This is a genomic window from Marinobacterium lacunae (assembly GCF_000705555.1).
Lineage (GTDB): Bacteria > Pseudomonadota > Gammaproteobacteria > Pseudomonadales > Balneatricaceae > Marinobacterium_D > Marinobacterium_D lacunae.
In genome coordinates, this window is the sequence record NZ_JMQN01000057.1 from 98,609 (window position 1) to 117,865 (window position 19,257).

Sequence of the window (19,257 nt, forward strand, 5' to 3'; positions counted from 1 at the left end):
AACCGATACTGCGGCCCTGCTCGACACAGGGCTGCAGACGTATCAGCTGCTGTGAGCCAGCTCCACCAGCTCGCGAATTGCGACTGCGAATACAGCACTGTCGGGTTCGCTGACGGAGCTCAAATCCGCAAGGATTTGATTCCAACGTGCAAGCAGCACTTGATTGGCCTCGAGCCAACGTTCAACGCACACCTGACTGGACTCCTTGCCCTCGGCATCTTCGTCAACACCGCAAGCACGTGTCAGTACGCTAAACGTGATAGCGCGCTGCTGAGTGTTGAGCTCCTCGCGGAACCCATCTCGCGCCAGCGACTTCCAGTGACTGTCCTGCTTCATGGCCTTGATCTGGCGATCGACACGGTAAAGTTCCAGACGATCACCCAACATGAAGTAGACATCCGCCACACGATCAAGCGGTTCTCCGGTCTGCTGCTCGGTCGCAATAATACCCAGCAGGGTGTACAGGCTATCGAAAGATGCGGCCTGCACCGCCAGATCTGCCGGAACGCCCTCTTTCACCAGCTCATCATGGCGTGCCTGCCAGGCTTCAAGCGGCTCACCGGTCAGTCGCTCGGCCAGCTTCAGCGCCATGGCTTCAACGCCGGGACGGAACTGGTTCACAAGCTGAGCAGGCTCAAGCTGCTGGCGATAGGTGTTGAGTATCCAGTTGGCGGCACGACGCACAAGACGCTGCAGATCGGACATCATGCCCTGAAGCATCTGCGCAGGCACCCGGTTATCGAGCTCTTCCATCTGATCCCAGAGCACATTCATGCCGAAAATATCCCGCGCGGCTATATAGGCAGCGGCAATATCGGCCACGTCACGTCCGGTTGACTGCTGCATCCGCAAAGGATAAGTGATACCCATCCGGTTGATCATGCCGTTGGCCACCTGGGTCGCCAGAATTTCGGCCCGCAAACGATGGCTATTGACCTGCTCGCCATAGCGCTCAACCAGCGCGGATGGAAAAGCACCCTGCACCTCACGCGCAACGTATTCATCACTGGGCAGCCAGCTGCTGGTGAGCACCTCTTTGAGCTTGGCTTTGACATAGGAGATCAACACCGAGAGCTCTGGACGTGTCAGGTTATCGCCACGCTCGTGTCGCTCGACAATCACATCGTCTGTCGGAATAAACTCCAGCGCACGAACCAGTCGGCCATCGCTTTCAAGCTCATTGATCAAACGGCGATAGTCATCGACTGAGCGACGCACCTGATCCTGGGCGATACTGATCGCCAGCGCCTGGCTGTAGTTGTTTTGCAGAACCAACTGAGCCACTTCATCGGTCATCTCCCGAAGGAAGTTGTTGCGCTGTTTTACGGTGAGATCACCATTGCTGACAACCTCATTGAGCAGGATCTTGATGTTAACCTCATGATCCGAGCAATCGACCCCGCCGGCATTATCGATAAAGTCGGTATTACACGCCCCGCCCTTGAGGGAGAACTCGATTCGACCGAGCTGGGTGAAGCCGAGGTTACCACCCTCGCCAAGCACCCGGCAGCGCAGATCGCGGCCGTCAATACGCAGTCCGTCGTTCGCCTTGTCACCAACATCAGCGTGAGACTCGAAGCTCGCTTTGACGTAGGTACCGATACCACCGTTCCAGATCAGATCAACCTGCGAACGCAGCAGCGCCGAGATCAGATCATTGGGCGCAAGACGGTCTTCTTTGATGTCAAAACGCTTTTTCATCTGCGGTGAAATGTCGATCCACTTGGCAGCCCGCGAGAAGATGCCGCCACCGGAGGAGATCAGTTTCTCGTTGTAGTCTGCCCAGCTTGAGCGAGGAAGGTCGAACAGTCGCTTGCGCTCGGCAAAGCCGGCCGCAGCATCCGGCTGGGGATCAATGAAAATGTGCAGGTGGTTAAACGCCGCAACTAATTCGATATGTTCAGACATCAGCATGCCGTTGCCAAACACATCGCCCGCCATGTCGCCGATACCCACAACCGTGAACGGTTGTGTCTGCGTATCAATACCCAGTTCACGGAAATGCAGTTTGACCGATTCCCAGGCACCACGGGCCGTTATACCCATTTTCTTGTGGTCATAACCCTGAGATCCGCCTGATGCAAAGGCATCGCCCAGCCAGAAGCCGAACTCTTCGGCAATGGAGTTCGCTATATCGGAGAAGGTTGCAGTACCCTTGTCTGCCGCTACCACGAGGTATGGATCGTCCTCATCATGGCGCACCAGTTCAGGCGGAGGCACCACTGCACCGTCAACATAGTTGTCGGTCACATCGAGCAGACCTCGGATGAAGGTCTTGTAGCTATTGATACCCTCTTCCAGAATCTCTTCCCGAGAGCCATTGGTCGGCAGTTGCTTGGCAACAAAACCACCTTTTGCCCCCACCGGCACGATCACCGCGTTTTTGACCTGCTGCGCCTTCACCAGACCCAGCACTTCGGTGCGGTAGTCCTCCCGGCGATCAGACCAGCGCAGACCGCCTCGGGCGACCTTGCCGCCTCGCAGGTGCACACCTTCTACACGTGCCGAGTAGACAAATATCTCGAACATAGGCCGCGGCAGTGGGATGTCCGCTATCTCGTGCGGATTTAACTTGAATACGAAGTAATCCTTCGGCTCACCCTCGGCATTGGTCTGGAAGTAGTTGGTGCGCAGAGTAGCCCTTATCAGCTCAAGGTAACGGCGCAGAATCTTGTCGTCGTTAAGGTTATCAACCTTATCCAACGCATCTATGATGCTGCCCGCAATACGCTCGGCCAGTGCCTGTACTTTGGCGCTACTCTGTCGCTCCGGCTCAAAACGAGCCCTGAACAGCGCCACCAATAACCGGGTGATATACAGATGGCGAGACAGGGTATCGGCGATGTATGGCTGACTGAAACCAAATCGGATCTGCTGGTTGTACCGCGCGTACGCCCGCAGCATCGCCACTTCTCGCCAGTTCAGGCGAGCACCGATAACGAGCCTGTTAAACTCGTCGTTTTCAGCCCGACCGCTCCAGATATTGAAAAACGCCTCCTGGAAGATCTGTTTAACCTCTTCCAGATCGACAGTCTCAGAGCTGTTGTAATACAGCGTGAAGTCGTGAATCCAGAAGCGTTCACCGTCATGTCGGCGAACCATATAAGGATGCTCACCGACCACACGCATCCCGAGGTTCTCAAGCAGCGGGATGATGTCGGACAGCACCAGAGGATCGGTACGGTTGAACAGCTTGAACTTGAGGAGATCCCGGGATTGCTCTATCTGACGATAGAAACTCATGCTGATCCGCTGTCCCTGATCGAGACGCTCTATATGCTCGACATCGAACACAGCGCTGCTGGGAGTGAAATGCTCTCTATAGGCGGATGGGAATGCGTTGCGGTACCGGTTGGCCAAATGATTGCCACGCTCCTCGCCCGATGCGTCCACCAGTGCGTGGTGCAACTCATCCGACCAAGAGCGGGACAGTTCAGCAACTTCCGCTTCAAGCTCGGCAAGATCGAATTTCGTTTCGCTATCCGGATCAACCGGCAGCACGAAATGCACACGTGTCAGAACCGACTCGCTGTAATAGGTTGTAAACTCGGAATCCCGCGCTCCCAGTCGATTAACCAGCAACTCCTGTACCTGAGTACGCAGTGCGGTATTAAAAATATCCCTGGGCACATAGTACAAGAGCGTATAAAACTTACCGCAGGCATCACGACGCCCCAGAAGACGCACCTTGCGGCGCTCCTGGAGGTTAAACACGCCCATGGCATTATTGAACAGTTCAGCCGGCGTCGACAGCAGCAACTCGTCACGAGGCAGATCACTCAGAATCTGAGCCAGAGACTTGGCACTGTTTCCGCCTGGCGTAAACCCAGCTTTACTCAGCACATAATCAACCCGTCGGCGCAAGACGGGAATATTCTGGGGCAACTCGACGTATACCGGAGACGTATACAAACCGTAGAAGCGACATTCGCCCGTCACATTGCCCTTTGTATCGAAACGTTTGATAACAACGAGGTCACGGTATGCAGGCCGGTGAACGCGCGAGCGCTGATCGTCCTTGGCGAACATAAGCGGCTGAGGCGTCAGCAGGAAGCAGTGCTCCTGCGACCGCGGTACGACCTTGTCTCGCTTCTGTAGACGACATACACCCAAAGCGCTGTCGCTTAGATGAACAACCTGCAACTCCTCGCCACTCCCGTCGAACTCCACCTCCTCGTAACCCAAGAAGGTGAAGCGATTCTGCAGCATCCACCCAAGAAACTCAGACGCCTCTTTGCAGGCATCTTTATCCGGCGTTGAGAGTTTTGACACCTCTTTGCGCAATACATCTACACGCTCACGCATGGCATCGAAGTCTTCAACAGCAACCCTGACCTCTGCCAAAACCTCCGCCAAACCGGATTCGATGCTCTTGAGTTCGTCAGCATTGCTGTGGCGATCAACTTCGATATAGATAAGCGCTTCACGAGAGGCCTTATCACCGCTAGCCGTCACCCTGGCATCTTTCTTGTCACGCTCTACGTTGATAACACCACTGTGAACGACATGGATCGACAGTCCACGACGGTTTAGCTCCATACGTACAGAGTCGACCAGGAAGGGCATATCGCGGTGCAGAATCTGGATGACAGTGTGTCCGCAATGCCAACCATGGCGTTCAAGATCCGGGTTAAACACATGGACTTTCTGGTTTTCGCCATCCCACTGCTGGAGATGCTCCCAGCAGGAGAGCGTCGCACCATAAAGGTTGTCGAGGCTGCGCTCGGCAAGCTCTTCAACGGGCGAGACTCGGTAATACTGTTGCATGAAATCAATGACGGGGTGTACGTCCCGCTCGGGAACGCGGGTGGTGATCATCTCACCGAGCTGGTTCAATATCTTATTTTTTTGTTCTGTGCGCCGTTCTGACATCTGCCTCTCTCCGTCGGGCTTAGATTTCCTCCTCCTAAAGCTAGACCAGGGCTCGGAGGATTGCGATGCAATGATGATACTGAACCATTCATTTTTCCACATGAATACGCCTTATCAGGTAAAAATATTTTACCTTTTGGCAACCTGTAAGTAATTTCTTACAGATATATCCCTTTTAAACGCAAAAACCCCGGCTATTGCCGGGGTTTTTCAGTCATCGCGCCTTGCGCACGGAACCAACAACGACCTTAGCCGAAATTGATACCCAAGCGCTGACCTACCTCTTCATAGGCCTCGATTACACCACCAAGGCCCTGGCGGAAGCGGTCTTTGTCCAGCTTCTTGCGGGTTTCCTTATCCCAGATACGGCAACCGTCGGGAGAGAATTCATCCCCCAACACGAGCTGGCCATCGGACATGCCAAACTCAAGCTTGTAATCGACCAGCAGCATGCCCGCGTCATCAAACAGCTTTTTCAACACGTCGTTCACCGCGAAGGTCAGCTCCTTCGCCTTGGCAACCTGCTCCTTGGTGGCCCAACCAAATGACTCGATGTGGTAATCGTTTACCATTGGATCGCTGAGTGCGTCATTCTTGAGGAAGAACTCGAACGTCGGCGGATGGAGATCCATCCCCTCCTGCACTCCGTAACGGCGGCAGATAGAACCGGCGGCAACATTGCGTACAACACACTCGATTGGGATCATCTCAAGGCGCTTTACGAGGCTCTCGTTATCCGATAACAGGCGAACGAAATGAGTCGGGATACCGGCATCTTCAAGCTTCTGCATGATAAAGGCGTTGAACTTGTTGTTCACCATGCCTTTACGTTCCAGCTGTTCGACCTTTTTACCGTCGAATGCAGATGTATCATTCCGGAACTCCAGTACCATCAAGTTAGGATCGTCTGTACTGAAGACCGACTTGGCCTTACCACTGTAAAGCTCTTCTCGCTTTTCCATCAATTTCTCCAAAAAACCTGAACCACAGTCATTCAAAAAGTGGATCTTACTCAACTGTCGCTCTGCGGCAGGTGGTCTTTAAGGGCCCAGAGGATCTCCTCCGCGACCAAATCGGGGGCAGCCAAGCCCTGATCAGTCAATACCGACAGGAAGACTCCATTACGCGTACGGTTAATCTTCAACTGGTAACGACCGGTATGTTCATACGCATTAGTCTGCGAGTTGAACACGCCCTTCTCTTTGCCACCGAATACGTACAACACCTTGCCACCGAACCAGATCTTATACCCTTCCTGGTTAGCAGGGTTGTTCGGATCAGCCAGGTCAGATGCGGCCAACTCGCCATCAGCACCCTCGCCATCAGCAGAAGTCGATTTGCCGGAGCTGTATTGAATCGCGTTCGGATCGTCTTCGTCTTCACCCAATCCCAAAGCCGACTCCACCACGCTGGTGTCGAGTTTGATCTCCTCTCGATCGGAATGTAGCCACTCGAAGAAGCCCATCCGTTCTGTATCGTCCACCGGAGTCGTCGTCGTGTATGTCAGGTACACCATGCCAGCATTCTGATCACGGGTACCGACATCGATATCCGTCTTATCAAGCGCAACGTTCAACTGATCCCAAGACTCATCGATCGGCGCTGACATGCGCAACACGGGATGACCACGTGAATCGCGTCCAAGCTGCGCGCCAGTACGCTTCTTGCTCTGCATCGCGAGCAGACTCTGGGCATCCGGTTCGGTGGACTTGCTCAGGAAGCGCAACATCTCGAACATCATGTCCGCCTTATATTCCACGTCACGCGCCTGATTATCCCAGTCAATTGAGCTAACCTCCTGCGCGAGCGGAAATTTCACATGTTGCATGCGAACAGAGGTGCGTTGGTAGTTTTCAGGGTCCGGACGCAGAGTTACGCGCAACTTGTTACGGCTGTCACCCTCGATGTCCTGAAAGGTCAGTCGTTTGATCCAGCCGTCAACAAAGCTGTAGCTGTCACCCTCAAGCGTTATCCAATCGGTTTCCATCACCCCCTGACGGGGGTCGACGCGGGAAAGGACGATATTGTTGAATGCCCAAAACTCCTGAAGCTTTACCCAAACATCAGCGATCGGTTCATCCACGACGAGAACGCGTTCACCATCCTCCCGTTTGAGATTGACTTTATCGGTACCCGCCTCAACGTAGAAAAATTCCGGACGCGGCACTTCGAAATCCCCCTGACGAGAGGACGCTGTAGTCGCCACCTCCGGTACCGTCAGTTGATCCTGCGTCTGGCGCGCACGCATTCCCGGAGGCAGCTTCAAACGCTCACGGGCATTTGCCTGCTCGTAATCTTGGCCACGGTCACGCACCAGACCATTTTCACCGTAGATCGGGTTGTCTTCCAGCATGCTACAGCCGCTCAACGCGGCTGCAAGGCTCAGCGCCAGTAAAGTGTGAGAAACCTTTTTGCTCATGTCCCTGCCTGTCAGATGACGCCGCTTTCGCGCAGCGCGTTACGAACTTCCTCATGAAACTGCTCGGCCAATACCGTCAAAGGCAGGCGGATACCACGCTCGATCAGACCCATTTCATACATCGCCCACTTGACCGGTATCGGGTTGGGCTCTACGAAAAGCTTTGTGTGCAAAGGCATTAACGTCTGCTGCAACGCACGCGCTTCTTCTGCCTTGCCCTCAAGACCCAAACGGCAGAGTTCAGCCATCTGACCAGGTGCAACGTTTGCAGTTACGGATATATTGCCTTGACCGCCGAGAAGGATCAGTTCGATGGCGGTGGCGTCATCGCCGGAGTAAACGGCGAAATCCGAAGGAACATTGCCAATCAACTCGCGAGCACGCTGCAGATCCCCTGTCGCTTCCTTGATGCCAACGATGTTGGGATGGTCTGCAAGGCGGAAAACCGTTTCCGGCTTCATGTCGCAGCCTGTGCGGCTCGGAACGTTATAGAGTATTTGCGGGATGTCGACAGCATCAGCAATCGCTCGGAAGTGTTGATACATGCCTTCCTGAGTCGGACGGTTGTAGTAAGGCGTTACCAGGAGGCTGTAATCGGCACCTACACTTTTGGCCCGCTGGGTCATTTCAATCGCTTCGCGAGTCGAGTTGGCACCGGTACCGGCCACAACCGGCACTCGTCCGGCAACACGCTCAACGGTGCGCTTGATCACTTCAAGGTGTTCGTCGTAGTCGAGGGTTGCTGACTCCCCTGTCGTCCCCACGGCCCCGATAGCCGCCGTGCCCTTCTCCAGATGGAGGTCGACCAGCCTGTCCAGCGCGTCCCAATCGACATCGCCGTTAGCATGCATAGGGGTCACGAGCGCTACAATACTGCCGCGAATCATCTGTCTCTCCATCAACTTGAGCCCGAGTATGGTACTGTCGCCTTGCCGAAGGAACAACCGCGCGACCGATTGAGATCCGACAGGCTTTTGATATCGTAAAAGGCTGGCATTTTAAACGAATTAGCGCTTGCTAGCGTAGTGGGTCGCGCCACTTTTCACAACAGATCGATCATTCAAGGAGTAACAGGATGCTTGAAGCAGGACAGCCAGCCCCGGATTTTAATGCTGTGGACCAAAATGGAGACCCCATTACACTGAGCCAGTTCCGCGGCCAAAAGGTCGTGCTCTACTTCTACCCCCGCGACAACACCCCCGGATGCACCGCACAGGCGTGCGACCTGCGCGATAATTACGAGCGCCTGCAGTCCCAAGGTTACCAAGTCATTGGCGTGAGCACGGACAACGAGAAAAAACATCAAAACTTTATTGCCAAATACGACCTACCCTTCCCCCTGATCGCCGACACCGACAATGCAGTACACGAACTGTACGGGACCTGGCAACTCAAGAAGAACTACGGCAAGGAGTACATGGGCACAGTTCGCACCACATTCGTGATCGACGAAAATGGCACGATTACCGATGTCATCAAGAAGGTAAAGACCAAGGAGCACGCAGCTCAGATCCTGGTCGACTAATCTGCCCAGCGTCCTGGAGCACACCCTCAGTTGTGGCTGTGCTCCAGCCTCTCGGTCTCCCTAACGCTCGGCCAAGCATTGAAAATAGCCTTCACCAGGGTAGCCAGCGGAATTGCGAAAAACAGCCCCCAAAACCCCCACAGACTGCCAAAAATCAGCACCGACACGATAATTGAGACCGGATGAAGGTTAACAGCCTCCGAGAACAGCAGTGGCACAAGAACATTCCCGTCAAGAGCCTGAATAACCGCATAGGCGACCATTAACCACATAAACTCCGACCCCCAGCCCCACTGGAAAAAGGCGATCAAAGCTATCGGCAAAGTCACTAACGCCGCCCCAATGTAGGGAATCAACACCGATAGTCCAACCATCAGCGCCAACAGCGCTGCATAGTTGATACCCAGTAACACGAAGGTTATCCAGGTAACCCCACCCACTATCAAAATTTCGATCGCTTTACCGCGCACATAGTTTGCGATCTGAATATCCATCTCATGCCAAATACGCGTCATCATTTGACGTTTGTCAGGCAGAAATGCAGAAAACGAGGACAACATGGAGTCTGAATCCTTCAGAAAGAAGAACACCAGAATCGGCACCAGAACCAGGTAGATTGCCAAAGCGGCAATACCGGTCAACGAGTTTAGCGAAAAGGTGACAACCCACTGCCCAAGGCGACTCAATTCGGTCGCGGCGACGCCGATCAACTGACGAATCTGATCTTCAGACACCAGGTTAGGGTACTTTTGGGGCAGAAGCAGAAGCAGGTTCTGCACCTGCCCTACCATTCTGGGCAACTCGTTGAACAGGTTAACCAGCTGCCGCCATGCAATCGGCATAACAAAGAGGAGAAAAGCCGCCACGAACCCGACAAAGACAAGAAACACCAAGATGACCGAGGGCAAATGTGGAAGACCACGACTTTGCAGCCAGGTCACCAGCCCTTGCATCAGGAACGCCAGAATTAAACTGGCAAAGACCGGAGCCAAAGGCGCACCGAGGAACACCACGACCCCCAGACTCGCAACCAGTATGATGAAAAGAAACAGCGCCTCTTCATCGGAAAAATACTGATCGATCCATTTGTTGAGAATTTTACGCATTCGGCGTTTTGCCCCCTACCCGAGCAGATGGTCCGCGCTTTATAACATGGATGTAATGTTCGCCATCAGTGAACGAATCCAGCATTTGATGGTCGCTATGCTCTACATAGACACGAAAATCCCTTACGGATCCGGCATCAGTTGCGATAACCTTCAACACTTCGCCGGGTGCCATCTGGTTAAGCGCCTGCTTGGCCTTAAGCAGCGGAAGCGGACAACTTAAGCCGCTGGCATCAAGCACGCGGGAGATATCCGAATCAGCGGGAATTGGCTGTACCAAACTTACTACCTCCGATCGATGAAGAGCTTTATGCGACGCACTTTATACCAGATTCGACGTCAATTTAATGCAGCCAAGTTTCGCGGCGCGAGCACCTCTTGCTTTATAACCGCCGCACTTGCAGTATCGCTAATTCTTCCACCTCAGTCCGCGCAAGCCGATACAGCGCTACCGGTGCTGACGGACTCAACCTCCAGCACACTAAGTCTTGAGGACGAATATAGGCTGGGCCGCAGTTGGGTCAGAACTCTGCGCGGACAGGCCAAACTACTCAACGACACCGTCGTAAAGCAGTACCTTCATGATCTGCTTTGGCAAATTGCAGCCAACAGCCAATTGAGTGATCGACGGCTCGAACTGGTCGTGCTCGATAATGAAAACCTTAACGCGTTTGCCGTACCCGGCGGCGTTATCGGAATCAACGCAGGCCTTATCATGGCAGCGGAATCCGAAGCCGAAACCGCCTCTGTAATCGCCCATGAACTTGCTCATCTCAGCCAGCGCCACTATGCCCAACGGCTGGAAGAGAGTCGCAAAAACCGGCCACTGATGCTCGCAGGCGTGCTGGCCAGCATTCTCCTCGCTTCTGCCGATGGTCAAGCAGGTACTGCCGCTCTGACGTCGACGTTGGCCGGATCAGCATCCGCCCAGCTGGCATTTAGCCGCCGAAACGAACAGGAGGCCGACCGGATCGGTATGCAAACTCTGCTCGCAAGCGGCTATGACCCTTACGCAATGCCTGGTATGTTTTCAAGGCTGCAAAAGTCATATCGTTTCGCAGGACAACGTACCCCCGAATTTTTGCTCACCCACCCGGTCACCGAGTCCAGGATCGCCGACTCGCTAAACCGAGCAGCGACACTGCCTAAACCTTCCGCCCTCCATGAAGGCTTCATCTACGATCTCGTAAGACAGCGTTTGCGCGTGCACTATTCCCAAAATCTTGGCCAGCTGCACGAACAGTTCAACGATGATGTCAAACAGGAAGGCAAACCCAAGGACTACTTCGGCGCCCTGCTCACCGCGATAGCACTCAACAAGCCCAAGGAGGCTCGTAGCGCACTTAAGGCCCTGCCCAACAATTGGCGTCAGCACCCTTATGTGCGCCTTAGTGAACTTGATCTTCTGTTAAGTGAGGGAGACACCCCCAAAGCGCTATCGCTTGCCGAGGAGCTCGTGGCGCTCTATCCCGACAGCATGCCCGTTCGTTACCGATACGCACTTACCGCGCGTCAGGCTGGCCAATACCAGAAAGCAGTTAATGTCCTGCGAGAGCTTACACAAGACTTCCCCAACGACGTCGATTTCTGGTTTCAGCTGGCGGAAACCGAGGGCCTGAACGGACAGATCAACGCGGTCCATTTGGCCAGAATCCAATACTTTATGTTGACCGGCCAAATGGACCTTGCGTTAAGACAAGTAGAGTTCGCGCGACGTGAGCGCAACCTCAGCCATATTGATCAGGCCAGACTGGATCAGAAAGAGCAGGAAATCAAAGCCGTGCGCCGGGAGATGAAAGACACCCTATCCTGAATCCGGTAAAGAAAAAGCCCGCCAGAAGCGGGCTTTTTTAACTACACGCTTTTAACGTGCCTGAAAATCCAACATTCTCTGCAAAGGCAGCCTGGCGCGCTCGACCAGATCTGATGACACCTCGATCTCGTCTCGACCGGTTTCCAGTGCCTGCAGGATATTATCCAAGCCATTCATCGCCATCCACGGACAGTGAGCGCAGCTCCGGCAGGTTGCACCACTGCCACCCGTAGGGGCCTCAATAAAGGTTTTTCCGGGAGCCGCCTGCTGCATCTTGTAAAAGATTCCGCGATCTGTCGCCACGATGAACATCGAGTGCGGCAACTCCTGTGCAGCTTTGATCAACTGCGACGTCGAACCAACCGCATCAGCCAGCTCAATAACCGATTCCGGTGACTCGGGGTGCACAAGAATACCGGCATCCGGATAGACCTGCTTGAGGTCCTTGAGCCCTTTCGCCTTGAACTCTTCGTGAACGATACAAGCGCCGTCCCACAGCAGCATTTCAGCATCAGTCTGTTTTTGAACGTAGGCGCCAAGATGCTTATCAGGTGCCCAAATGATCTTTTTACCCTGATCGGCGAGATGCTCGACAACCTGCAATGCGATGCTGGAGGTCACGACCCAATCCGCCCGGGCCTTAACCGCCGCCGAGGTATTGGCATATACCACAACCTCATGATCTGGATGCTCGTCACAGAAGGCTGAAAACTCCTCAATAGGACATCCCAGATCAAGTGAGCAGGTAGCCTCGATAGTGGGCATCAACACACGCTTCTCAGGGCTCAAAATCTTGGCGGTTTCGCCCATAAAGCGAACACCTGCCACGATCAATGTACTGGCAGAACTACGTGCCCCGAATCTCGCCATCTCCAGCGAATCGGCTACAAGACCGCCGGTCTTCTCTGCAAGCGCCTGAACCAGAGGGTCGGTATAGTAATGCGCCACCAAACAGGCATCTTTCTCTTTCAGCAACGACTGAATGCGCTGAGTGTAGGACTCGATCTGCTCGGGACTCAGAGCTGATGGCATATGTTCCTGGGCGAAATGCTCCTGAACGAGTATTCGGTCGTCAATTTCAGGCTTGGTCAACATAGGCTCTTTCTTCGTTTAACTAGAGTAACTGAGCGGAATTTCGGAGAGGCGCAAAGTATACCACAACAATACGTTAGACAGACCGCCCCAAAAACGATTCCCTTTGGTGGTACAGCCCAACCCGAGTTAATGGAAAATCGAAAAAATGGTGGGTCGTATAGGACTTGAACCTATGACCAATTGGTTAAAAGCCAACTGCTCTACCAACTGAGCTAACGACCCGCTGCGGACAACAGGCGAACGGCCTGTTTTAAGGCAGGAAATGGTGGGTCGTATAGGACTTGAACCTATGACCAATTGGTTAAAAGCCAACTGCTCTACCAACTGAGCTAACGACCCGCCGTAGGGCTGCGCATTTTACGCAGACAGGCGCGAAAGGCAACCCCTAAATTCAATTAAACGACATATGGTGTAGGATCTTCGACCCTTGCATCAGCGAACCCTTTAGCTCGCAGGCGACAACTGTCGCAATGACCACAGGCGCGCCCCTGATCATCCGCCTGATAACAGGACAATGTTTTGCTGTAGTCGACGCCCAGCGCCAACCCAGCCTTGATGATTTCAGCCTTGGTCAGGTCTATCAATGGCGTTTCGATATGGATCGGTTCACCACTCACGCCGTTGCGTGTGGCAAGGTTAGCCATCTTTTCAAAGGCTTCAATAAATTCCGGGCGACAATCCGGGTATCCCGAGTAATCGACTGCATTTACACCAATAAAAATGGCTTCTGCATGCAGTACTTCAGCCCAACCCAACGCCAACGAAAGAAACACGGTGTTGCGGGCAGGCACATACGTCACCGGTATGCCTTCTGTTTCCCCATCAGGCACATCAATGGAGGTATCGGTCAGTGCCGAACCACCGAAATCTTCAAGATTCAGACGCAATACACGGTGTTCTGTAACGTCCATATCCTGCGCGATACTGCGCGCTGCATTCAGCTCGGTCTGTGATCTCTGGCCGTAATCAAAGCTAAGTACATGGCAGCTGTAGCCACGTGATTTCGCAATGGCCAGCGCCGTTGCTGAATCGAGACCGCCGGATAACAACACCACGGCTCGTTTCTGCGAGTCTTTCATCGAATAACCTGTTTTAACGTGACGAGTAATTCCGCGCGAGGCCCGCAGCTGAACTCTGTGGATACAGTTCGATCAGGCGTTGAAAAGCCTGCCGCGCAGCTTCGATATTCCCCAACCTGTCCTCTACCACGCCCAATTTATACATGGCATCGGGTACTTTGGCATGTTGCGGATACTGGTCGACCACCCTTTTGAAGGCGTTCTTTGCCGATTCCAACGACTGCTGAGCCAAGTCAATTTCACCTATCCAATAGTAGGCATTGGCAGCATTACGACTATTCGGGTAATCGCTTATAAATTGCTCAAAGGCCGCTTTGGATTCGGAGAACTTTCGTTCCCGAACCAGCTGAAACGCACTCTGATAGGCTTCCTGATCGCCAAGTTGCCCAGTTTGCCCAGTTTGCCCGGCAGAAGTAACCGCTTTGACTGACTCAGATGGAGCCGGTACGGGCGTTTCGCCCACGGCCGATGCATCGTCAGGGGCTACTGATCCCGTTGCTGATGTATCACCCGCCATCGGATCGTTCGCCGCGGCTGTGATCAAGGCGCTGACTCTACGATCGATATCGCGGTAGCGGTCACGCTGCTCCCGTTCCATACGGTCAATTTTGTGCTGCTGGGTTTCAACCACGCCACGGAGCTGTCGAACCTCTTCCTGTAGCTGTTGAACCAGCAACAAAAGCTCGCTCTGTCCGGACTGTGAGTATCCACCACGTTGCACCCCACCAGACTGGACTTCAGTGACGGGAATCTGCGTAACAGTGGCGGCAGCCGCTGTGCCTGACGCTAGCGTCAGGCACAGCAGCGATACCGCGGGTATGATTTTTTCAATCATTAGCGAGAAACGTATTTCAACTCAACACGACGATTCTGAGCCCAGGATGCTTCACCCTGACCCATGACTGCCGGCTTCTCTTCGCCGTAGCTGATAGTCTCGATCTGAGAAGCAGAAGCACCGTTCACAACCAACAGGCGCTCTACAGACTGTGCACGACGTTCACCCAGGGCGATGTTGTATTCGCGAGTACCGCGCTCGTCCGCATGGCCTTCAAGGCGAACAGACGCTGACGGATGAGACGCGAGGTAACGCGCGTGCGCTTCCAGATCGGCAAAACCGTCCTGCTTGACAACTGACTGGTCAAAGTCGAAATAGAACACGGTCTGAAGCTGATTTACATCAGTCATATCGCTTCCGCTTACACCCGCACCGTTAGAGCCATAGGCGTTAGCGCTACCATCCTGCCCAGACATACCGGCATCACCGGCATCAGTGGTCGTGCTAGTGGTGCTACAACCGGCCGCCCAGATAACGGCTGCACCGAGGGCGGCTGCTTTCATTACGTTCAACGCTCGCATTTAACTCTCCTAATTAAGGCTAAGGTTTACGACCACACAAATTGTTGATTACGCTAATCTTCGCATTAGCGCTTTGCAAGAGGCGCCAAAACAAAAAGATGGCACCTCAATTCAGCCCCCAAAGGAACGTCTCCCCTGAGCAACAGATTGCAAATTCGTTAGTTCAAATACGGACTCCAGGCAGGTTCTCGCACATCACCGCCCTGATTGGGCATTCTAAACCGTACCTGACCATCCAGAGATACCGCAGACAGCACCCCACGCCCATTTTCCTGAGTCGCATAAATGATGATGCTGCCATTAGGTGCAATACTGGGCGACTCTTCCAATCCAGCCTGCGTCAGTATATCCAGACGCCCTGTTTTCAAATCCTGCACCGCGATAGTGAAATCCGACCCTTGTGGGCGATGCACCATCGCCAGAAAACGACCATCCTGCGTGAGGCGCCCGCGGGCATTATAGTTACCCTCGTAGGTGAGCCTTTCGAGATTTCGGCTGGCCAGATCAAGTTTATAGATCTGGGGCTGTCCACCACGGTCGGAGGTAAACAATATTGCCTTGCCGTCCGGCGTCCATGTCGGCTCCGTATCGATGCTGTAGTGCCGCGTAATACGCTGCAACTGGCGCGTCACCAAATCCAGCACGTATATTTCCGGGTTACCATCCTTGGACAGCACCAGCGCCATCCGGTTACCATCGGGCGACCAGGCTGGCGCACCGTTCAGACCCTGAAACGACTGAATACGCTCGCGCTTACCCGTTGCGAGGTATTGCACATAAATCGCCGGACGGCCCGACTCGAAAGACACATATGCCAGCTTACGACCGTCACGGGACCAGGACGGCGACATGATCGGTTCTTTGGATTCAAGAATGGTGCGAGGACGGGCGCCATCCCAGTCAGCCAGCTGCAACCGATAACGCGCATTCTGATTACCCAACCGCTCGGCCGTGACATAGACGATACGCGTGGAGAAGGCACCTTTCAGCCCCGTCAGTGCTTCGAAAATCTGGTCTGAAATATAGTGAGCGGCATCTCGCAGGTGGTTAACGTCACTCTCGACTCTCTGTCCGATAACACGCTGCTCCTTGAGCACGTTGTACAGTTCGAACTGTATGGCAACGCGCCCACCTTCACCGGGCTCAATGCGACCGATGACGATGTAGTCAGCGCCGGTTACCCGCCAGTCGCGAAAAAACACCTCTGACTGCCGGGTTGGAAACCCAAGCATACTGGTGCGCGGCAACGCCTTGAAAAATCCGCTTCGGGCCAGATCCTGCCCCACGATCTCTGCTACATCTTCAGACAGCGCTTGCCCACCACTCCAACCAAACGGCACAACTGCAACTGGCGTCGGAGCCTCAACCCCCTGGGTGACCTCAACGACTAACTCGGCACGCGCACTGACTGCCAAAAACATCAAGCAGATCGTGATCAGCATCTGTCTCATATTTACCACCTCAGTCCCTCCGGCCTGAACACTATGTGTATTGACCTTAATCGACGCTCAAACAGTATGGGGTCAACTTCCGCCACACGCTCGAAACGCTCAGTCCTGTAAACAGCCTGCAATGCCGAATTATCAAACGCCGCATCGCCGCTACTTTTGTAAATGCTGGCCTGGTCGACTTCACCATTACCTAGAAGTCGAATCGCCACAACGGCCTCCATACCGTTTCGGGCCGTCTTTGGCACCAACCAGTTCCTCTGAATCAGGGCCTGCATGTACCCCTGAATATCCCCTACAACTGATTCAGCGCGCTGCTGGGCAGCCTGACGCGCCTGCTCAGCCGCCTTCGCCTTGGCGGCAGCCTCGGCCTGCGCTTTTGCCGCTGCTTCTGCCTTGGCTTTAGCCTGCGCCTCGGCTTTAGCCTTTGCTGCAGCCTCGGCCTTGGCCTTCTGTTCAGCTTCTTTCTTTGCCTGCGCCTGTTTCTTGGCAGCCTCTTCAGCTTTGCGCTTCGCTAATGCTTCGGCCTTTTTCTTGGCTTCAAGTTCAGCCTGTTTCTTTTTGGCGGCCTCATCGGCTTTCCGCTTTTGTTCAGCTACCTGTTTCTGGCGCTGCGCCTCTTCTGCCGCCTTCTGCTTTTTGAGCTCTTGCTGGCGTGCCGTTTCGGCCTCTCTCCGCGCATTTTCCTGCGCAGCCTTTTCTGCCGCCTGCCTTTGCTCAGCCTTATCGTCTGGCGTTGGCGCAGGCGCAGGAGGCGCCACCTGCTGACTGAACGACTCCAGATCGATCATGCGAGCCTGGATGTGAGGCACCGAACGTCTCTCCGGCTCAACGTCACCTATCCAGTGATTGAGCAGCGCCCCCAGAACAACGACATGCAGACATGTCGCAAGCAGGGTCGGCAACCCATAACTGCGAATATCCACTACATCACTCCGTCACCAGTCCGACACTGGAGGCTCCGGCCCCCTTCAGCAGGACCATAAGCTGAATGACGGCATCATAGTTGACGTCTCGATCACCCCTGACCAGCAACAACTTATCCGGCTTAACGCTAAGCACTTTGCCTACTCGGTCTGCCACTTCCTGCGCCGATATGGGGGTAGTTTCATCTTCGCCACCTACATTGATGTAGTACGCCCCCTTCTTGTCGACAGACACAATAAGAGGCTCGTCATCCTCTGTACTCACCGGTTCTGCTGAGGTTTGCGGCAAGTCTATATCGATACCCTGCGTAAGCATCGGCGCGGTGACCATGAATATGATCAATAGCACCATGGTGACATCGATATAGGGAACAACGTTAATTTCAGCGTTGAGTTTGCGCTTCTTTCGTGTGCGCCCGATCCCGCTCATCCTAGACAACCTCAGGCCGCATGTACTCGCCGATACAGAATGCTGGCAAATTCATCGGCAAATGTTTCGTAACTATTGAGCAACCACTCAGACTTCGCCGAAAAACGGTTATAGGCGATAACGGCCGGAATGGCGGCAAAGAGCCCCATCGCTGTTGCAACGAGCGCTTCAGAAATACCCGGAGCAACCGAAGCCAGGGTGGCTTGATGGACGTTTGCCAGTCCACGGAACGCATTCATAATGCCCCATACAGTCCCGAACAAACCGATATAGGGGCTGGTCGAACCTACAGTCGCCAAAAATGGCAAATGCCGTTCCAGACGCTCCTCTTCGCGTGCCAAAGAGACACGCATACTACGCTGCACGCCGTTCATAACAACGTCAGGATCAACACCGGGCTGCTTGGTCAGTCGGGTAAACTCCTTGAGGCCTGCACGAAAAATATTCTCCGCCCCACATGCCTGATCCGGCGCATTGTTGACCTCTCGGTAAAGATGACTTAAATCGATACCGGACCAGAATCTGTCTTCAAAATCACGCAGTGTATTCTGTGCTCTGCGCAGGACCTGTCGGCGTTGAAAAATCATCACCCAGGAGAGAAACGACGCCAGCAGCAGCATCAGCATAACCAGCTGAACGACAAAACTGGCATTGAGTACCAGGCCCCAGATCGACAACTTGTCTTCCACTTACTTCTCCTAAATACGAACAATCAATCCGGCATATTATTCAGCGCCATCACCAGCTCACGGGGCCAGCGTCTTGGCTTGAAAGTCTGACTGTTAACACACGCAACCCGAACGCGCCCTTCACAGAGCACCTGCCCTGAATGGCTGTCGAGAATCGTTTGGTTAAAGATAAGACTCGCAGCGCCAGCCTCTTCGATGGCGCTATGGACAATAAGTTCATCATCAAGACGGGCGGGTTTTAGATAACGGCTTTCGACACTGTGCACGACAAACAGGCAAAAATCCTCAGCCAATCGCTGCTGAGAGTACCCGTGCTGCCGTAGCATTTCGGTACGCGCTCGCTCCATGAACTTGAGATAGTTCACATAATAAACAATGCCACCAAAATCAGTATCTTCAATATAGACGCGCAACGGCCATTCAAACGCCATCAATCAACCCAGCATGGTGAATGAAGGCACACAATAGCAGGCGCAAAATTTTATACAAGCGGGGCCGA

General features: G+C 53.9%; 17 protein-coding genes and 2 tRNA genes. 2 read left to right on the plus strand and 17 right to left on the minus strand.

The window, feature by feature from the left end; all coding sequences use genetic code 11:
- Window positions 1-42: 42 nt before the first annotated feature.
- The 4 genes from ADIMK_RS18540 to dapA all read right to left on the minus strand — a co-directional run bounded on the left by ADIMK_RS18540 (window position 43) and on the right by dapA (window position 8,178).
- Window positions 43-4,872: an NAD-glutamate dehydrogenase gene (locus tag ADIMK_RS18540; protein WP_036191218.1), complete on the minus strand. Its 4,830-nt coding sequence runs from the start codon at window positions 4,870-4,872 to the stop codon at window positions 43-45.
- Between the two features lie 248 nt (window positions 4,873-5,120).
- Entirely contained in the window at window positions 5,121-5,834 is a 714-nt protein-coding gene (gene purC / locus ADIMK_RS18545; protein WP_036191220.1) for a phosphoribosylaminoimidazolesuccinocarboxamide synthase, read from the minus strand.
- Window positions 5,835-5,884: 50 nt separating this feature from the next.
- Window positions 5,885-7,291, minus strand: a complete 1,407-nt coding sequence (gene bamC / locus ADIMK_RS18550; RefSeq protein ID WP_036191221.1) for an NlpB/DapX family lipoprotein — start codon at window positions 7,289-7,291, stop codon at window positions 5,885-5,887.
- Between the two features lie 11 nt (window positions 7,292-7,302).
- Entirely contained in the window at window positions 7,303-8,178 is an 876-nt protein-coding gene (gene dapA / locus ADIMK_RS18555; RefSeq protein ID WP_036191223.1) for a 4-hydroxy-tetrahydrodipicolinate synthase, read from the minus strand.
- Between the two features lie 188 nt (window positions 8,179-8,366).
- Here dapA and bcp point away from each other — a divergent pair, with 188 nt between their 5' ends.
- Window positions 8,367-8,816, plus strand: coding sequence for a thioredoxin-dependent thiol peroxidase (gene bcp, locus ADIMK_RS18560; RefSeq protein WP_036191225.1), 450 nt, complete (start codon window positions 8,367-8,369; stop codon window positions 8,814-8,816).
- 26 nt (window positions 8,817-8,842) lie between these two features.
- On the opposite strand, the gene ADIMK_RS18565 is transcribed toward bcp, so the two are convergent.
- Window positions 8,843-9,922, minus strand: coding sequence for an AI-2E family transporter (locus ADIMK_RS18565; protein ID WP_036191227.1), 1,080 nt, complete (start codon window positions 9,920-9,922; stop codon window positions 8,843-8,845).
- On the minus strand, window positions 9,915-10,202 hold the full coding sequence (locus ADIMK_RS21805; RefSeq protein WP_231517090.1) for a sulfurtransferase TusA family protein: 288 nt from the start codon (window positions 10,200-10,202) through the stop codon (window positions 9,915-9,917). Before ADIMK_RS21805 ends, ADIMK_RS18565 begins: the two co-directional genes overlap by 8 nt.
- 30 nt (window positions 10,203-10,232) lie before the next feature.
- On the opposite strand from ADIMK_RS21805, the gene ADIMK_RS18570 reads away from it, so the two are divergent.
- Window positions 10,233-11,735, plus strand: a complete 1,503-nt coding sequence (locus ADIMK_RS18570) for a M48 family metalloprotease (RefSeq protein ID WP_081849865.1) — start codon at window positions 10,233-10,235, stop codon at window positions 11,733-11,735.
- 51 nt (window positions 11,736-11,786) lie between these two features.
- On the opposite strand, the gene nadA is transcribed toward ADIMK_RS18570, so the two are convergent.
- The 11 genes from nadA to ybgC form a co-directional block, all read right to left on the minus strand.
- Window positions 11,787-12,830, minus strand: coding sequence for a quinolinate synthase NadA (gene nadA / locus ADIMK_RS18575; protein ID WP_036191228.1), 1,044 nt, complete (start codon window positions 12,828-12,830; stop codon window positions 11,787-11,789).
- A 146-nt stretch (window positions 12,831-12,976) separates the two neighbouring features.
- Window positions 12,977-13,052, minus strand: a tRNA-Lys gene (locus ADIMK_RS18580).
- 41 nt (window positions 13,053-13,093) lie between these two features.
- Window positions 13,094-13,169, minus strand: a tRNA-Lys gene (locus ADIMK_RS18585).
- Window positions 13,170-13,225: 56 nt separating this feature from the next.
- Complete coding sequence (gene queC, locus ADIMK_RS18590; RefSeq protein ID WP_036191229.1) at window positions 13,226-13,909, minus strand: 7-cyano-7-deazaguanine synthase QueC; 684 nt, start codon at window positions 13,907-13,909, stop codon at window positions 13,226-13,228.
- A gap of 13 nt (window positions 13,910-13,922) precedes the next feature.
- Entirely contained in the window at window positions 13,923-14,744 is an 822-nt protein-coding gene (gene ybgF, locus ADIMK_RS18595; protein WP_051693110.1) for a tol-pal system protein YbgF, read from the minus strand.
- Window positions 14,744-15,265 carry a peptidoglycan-associated lipoprotein Pal gene (gene pal, locus ADIMK_RS18600; RefSeq protein ID WP_036191230.1) on the minus strand — a complete coding sequence of 174 codons (522 nt, stop codon included), beginning with the start codon at window positions 15,263-15,265 and terminating at the stop codon, window positions 14,744-14,746. The genes ybgF and pal overlap by 1 nt, the downstream gene beginning before the upstream one ends.
- A 158-nt stretch (window positions 15,266-15,423) precedes the next feature.
- Window positions 15,424-16,716 (minus strand): Tol-Pal system beta propeller repeat protein TolB, encoded by a 1,293-nt coding sequence (gene tolB, locus ADIMK_RS18605; RefSeq protein WP_036191232.1) that lies wholly within the window; start codon window positions 16,714-16,716, stop codon window positions 15,424-15,426.
- A 2-nt stretch (window positions 16,717-16,718) separates the two neighbouring features.
- Window positions 16,719-17,639, minus strand: a complete 921-nt coding sequence (tolA, locus tag ADIMK_RS18610) for a cell envelope integrity protein TolA (protein WP_051693111.1) — start codon at window positions 17,637-17,639, stop codon at window positions 16,719-16,721.
- Window positions 17,640-17,643: 4 nt separating this feature from the next.
- A complete protein-coding gene (tolR, locus tag ADIMK_RS18615) occupies window positions 17,644-18,069 on the minus strand; it encodes a protein TolR (protein WP_036191233.1) in 426 nt (141 codons plus the stop codon).
- An 11-nt stretch (window positions 18,070-18,080) separates the two neighbouring features.
- On the minus strand, window positions 18,081-18,758 hold the full coding sequence (tolQ, locus tag ADIMK_RS18620) for a protein TolQ (protein WP_036191235.1): 678 nt from the start codon (window positions 18,756-18,758) through the stop codon (window positions 18,081-18,083).
- 23 nt (window positions 18,759-18,781) lie between these two features.
- Window positions 18,782-19,189: a tol-pal system-associated acyl-CoA thioesterase gene (gene ybgC, locus ADIMK_RS18625; protein ID WP_036191236.1), complete on the minus strand. Its 408-nt coding sequence runs from the start codon at window positions 19,187-19,189 to the stop codon at window positions 18,782-18,784.
- Between the last annotated feature and the right edge of the window lie 68 nt (window positions 19,190-19,257).

Coding starts and splice junctions, on each gene's coding strand:
- ADIMK_RS18570 (WP_081849865.1), top strand. CDS start 10,233: ATGCGACGCACTTTATACCAGATTCGACGTCAATTTAATGCAGCCAAG.
- bcp (WP_036191225.1), top strand. CDS start 8,367: ATGCTTGAAGCAGGACAGCCAGCCCCGGATTTTAATGCTGTGGACCAA.
- pal (WP_036191230.1), bottom strand. CDS start 15,265: ATGCGAGCGTTGAACGTAATGAAAGCAGCCGCCCTCGGTGCAGCCGTT.
- ADIMK_RS18540 (WP_036191218.1), bottom strand. CDS start 4,872: ATGTCAGAACGGCGCACAGAACAAAAAAATAAGATATTGAACCAGCTC.
- tolR (WP_036191233.1), bottom strand. CDS start 18,069: ATGAGCGGGATCGGGCGCACACGAAAGAAGCGCAAACTCAACGCTGAA.
- ybgF (WP_051693110.1), bottom strand. CDS start 14,744: ATGATTGAAAAAATCATACCCGCGGTATCGCTGCTGTGCCTGACGCTA.
- nadA (WP_036191228.1), bottom strand. CDS start 12,830: ATGTTGACCAAGCCTGAAATTGACGACCGAATACTCGTTCAGGAGCAT.
- bamC (WP_036191221.1), bottom strand. CDS start 7,291: ATGAGCAAAAAGGTTTCTCACACTTTACTGGCGCTGAGCCTTGCAGCC.
- queC (WP_036191229.1), bottom strand. CDS start 13,909: ATGAAAGACTCGCAGAAACGAGCCGTGGTGTTGTTATCCGGCGGTCTC.
- ybgC (WP_036191236.1), bottom strand. CDS start 19,189: ATGGCGTTTGAATGGCCGTTGCGCGTCTATATTGAAGATACTGATTTT.
- tolB (WP_036191232.1), bottom strand. CDS start 16,716: ATGAGACAGATGCTGATCACGATCTGCTTGATGTTTTTGGCAGTCAGT.
- purC (WP_036191220.1), bottom strand. CDS start 5,834: ATGGAAAAGCGAGAAGAGCTTTACAGTGGTAAGGCCAAGTCGGTCTTC.
- dapA (WP_036191223.1), bottom strand. CDS start 8,178: ATGATTCGCGGCAGTATTGTAGCGCTCGTGACCCCTATGCATGCTAAC.
- ADIMK_RS18565 (WP_036191227.1), bottom strand. CDS start 9,922: ATGCGTAAAATTCTCAACAAATGGATCGATCAGTATTTTTCCGATGAA.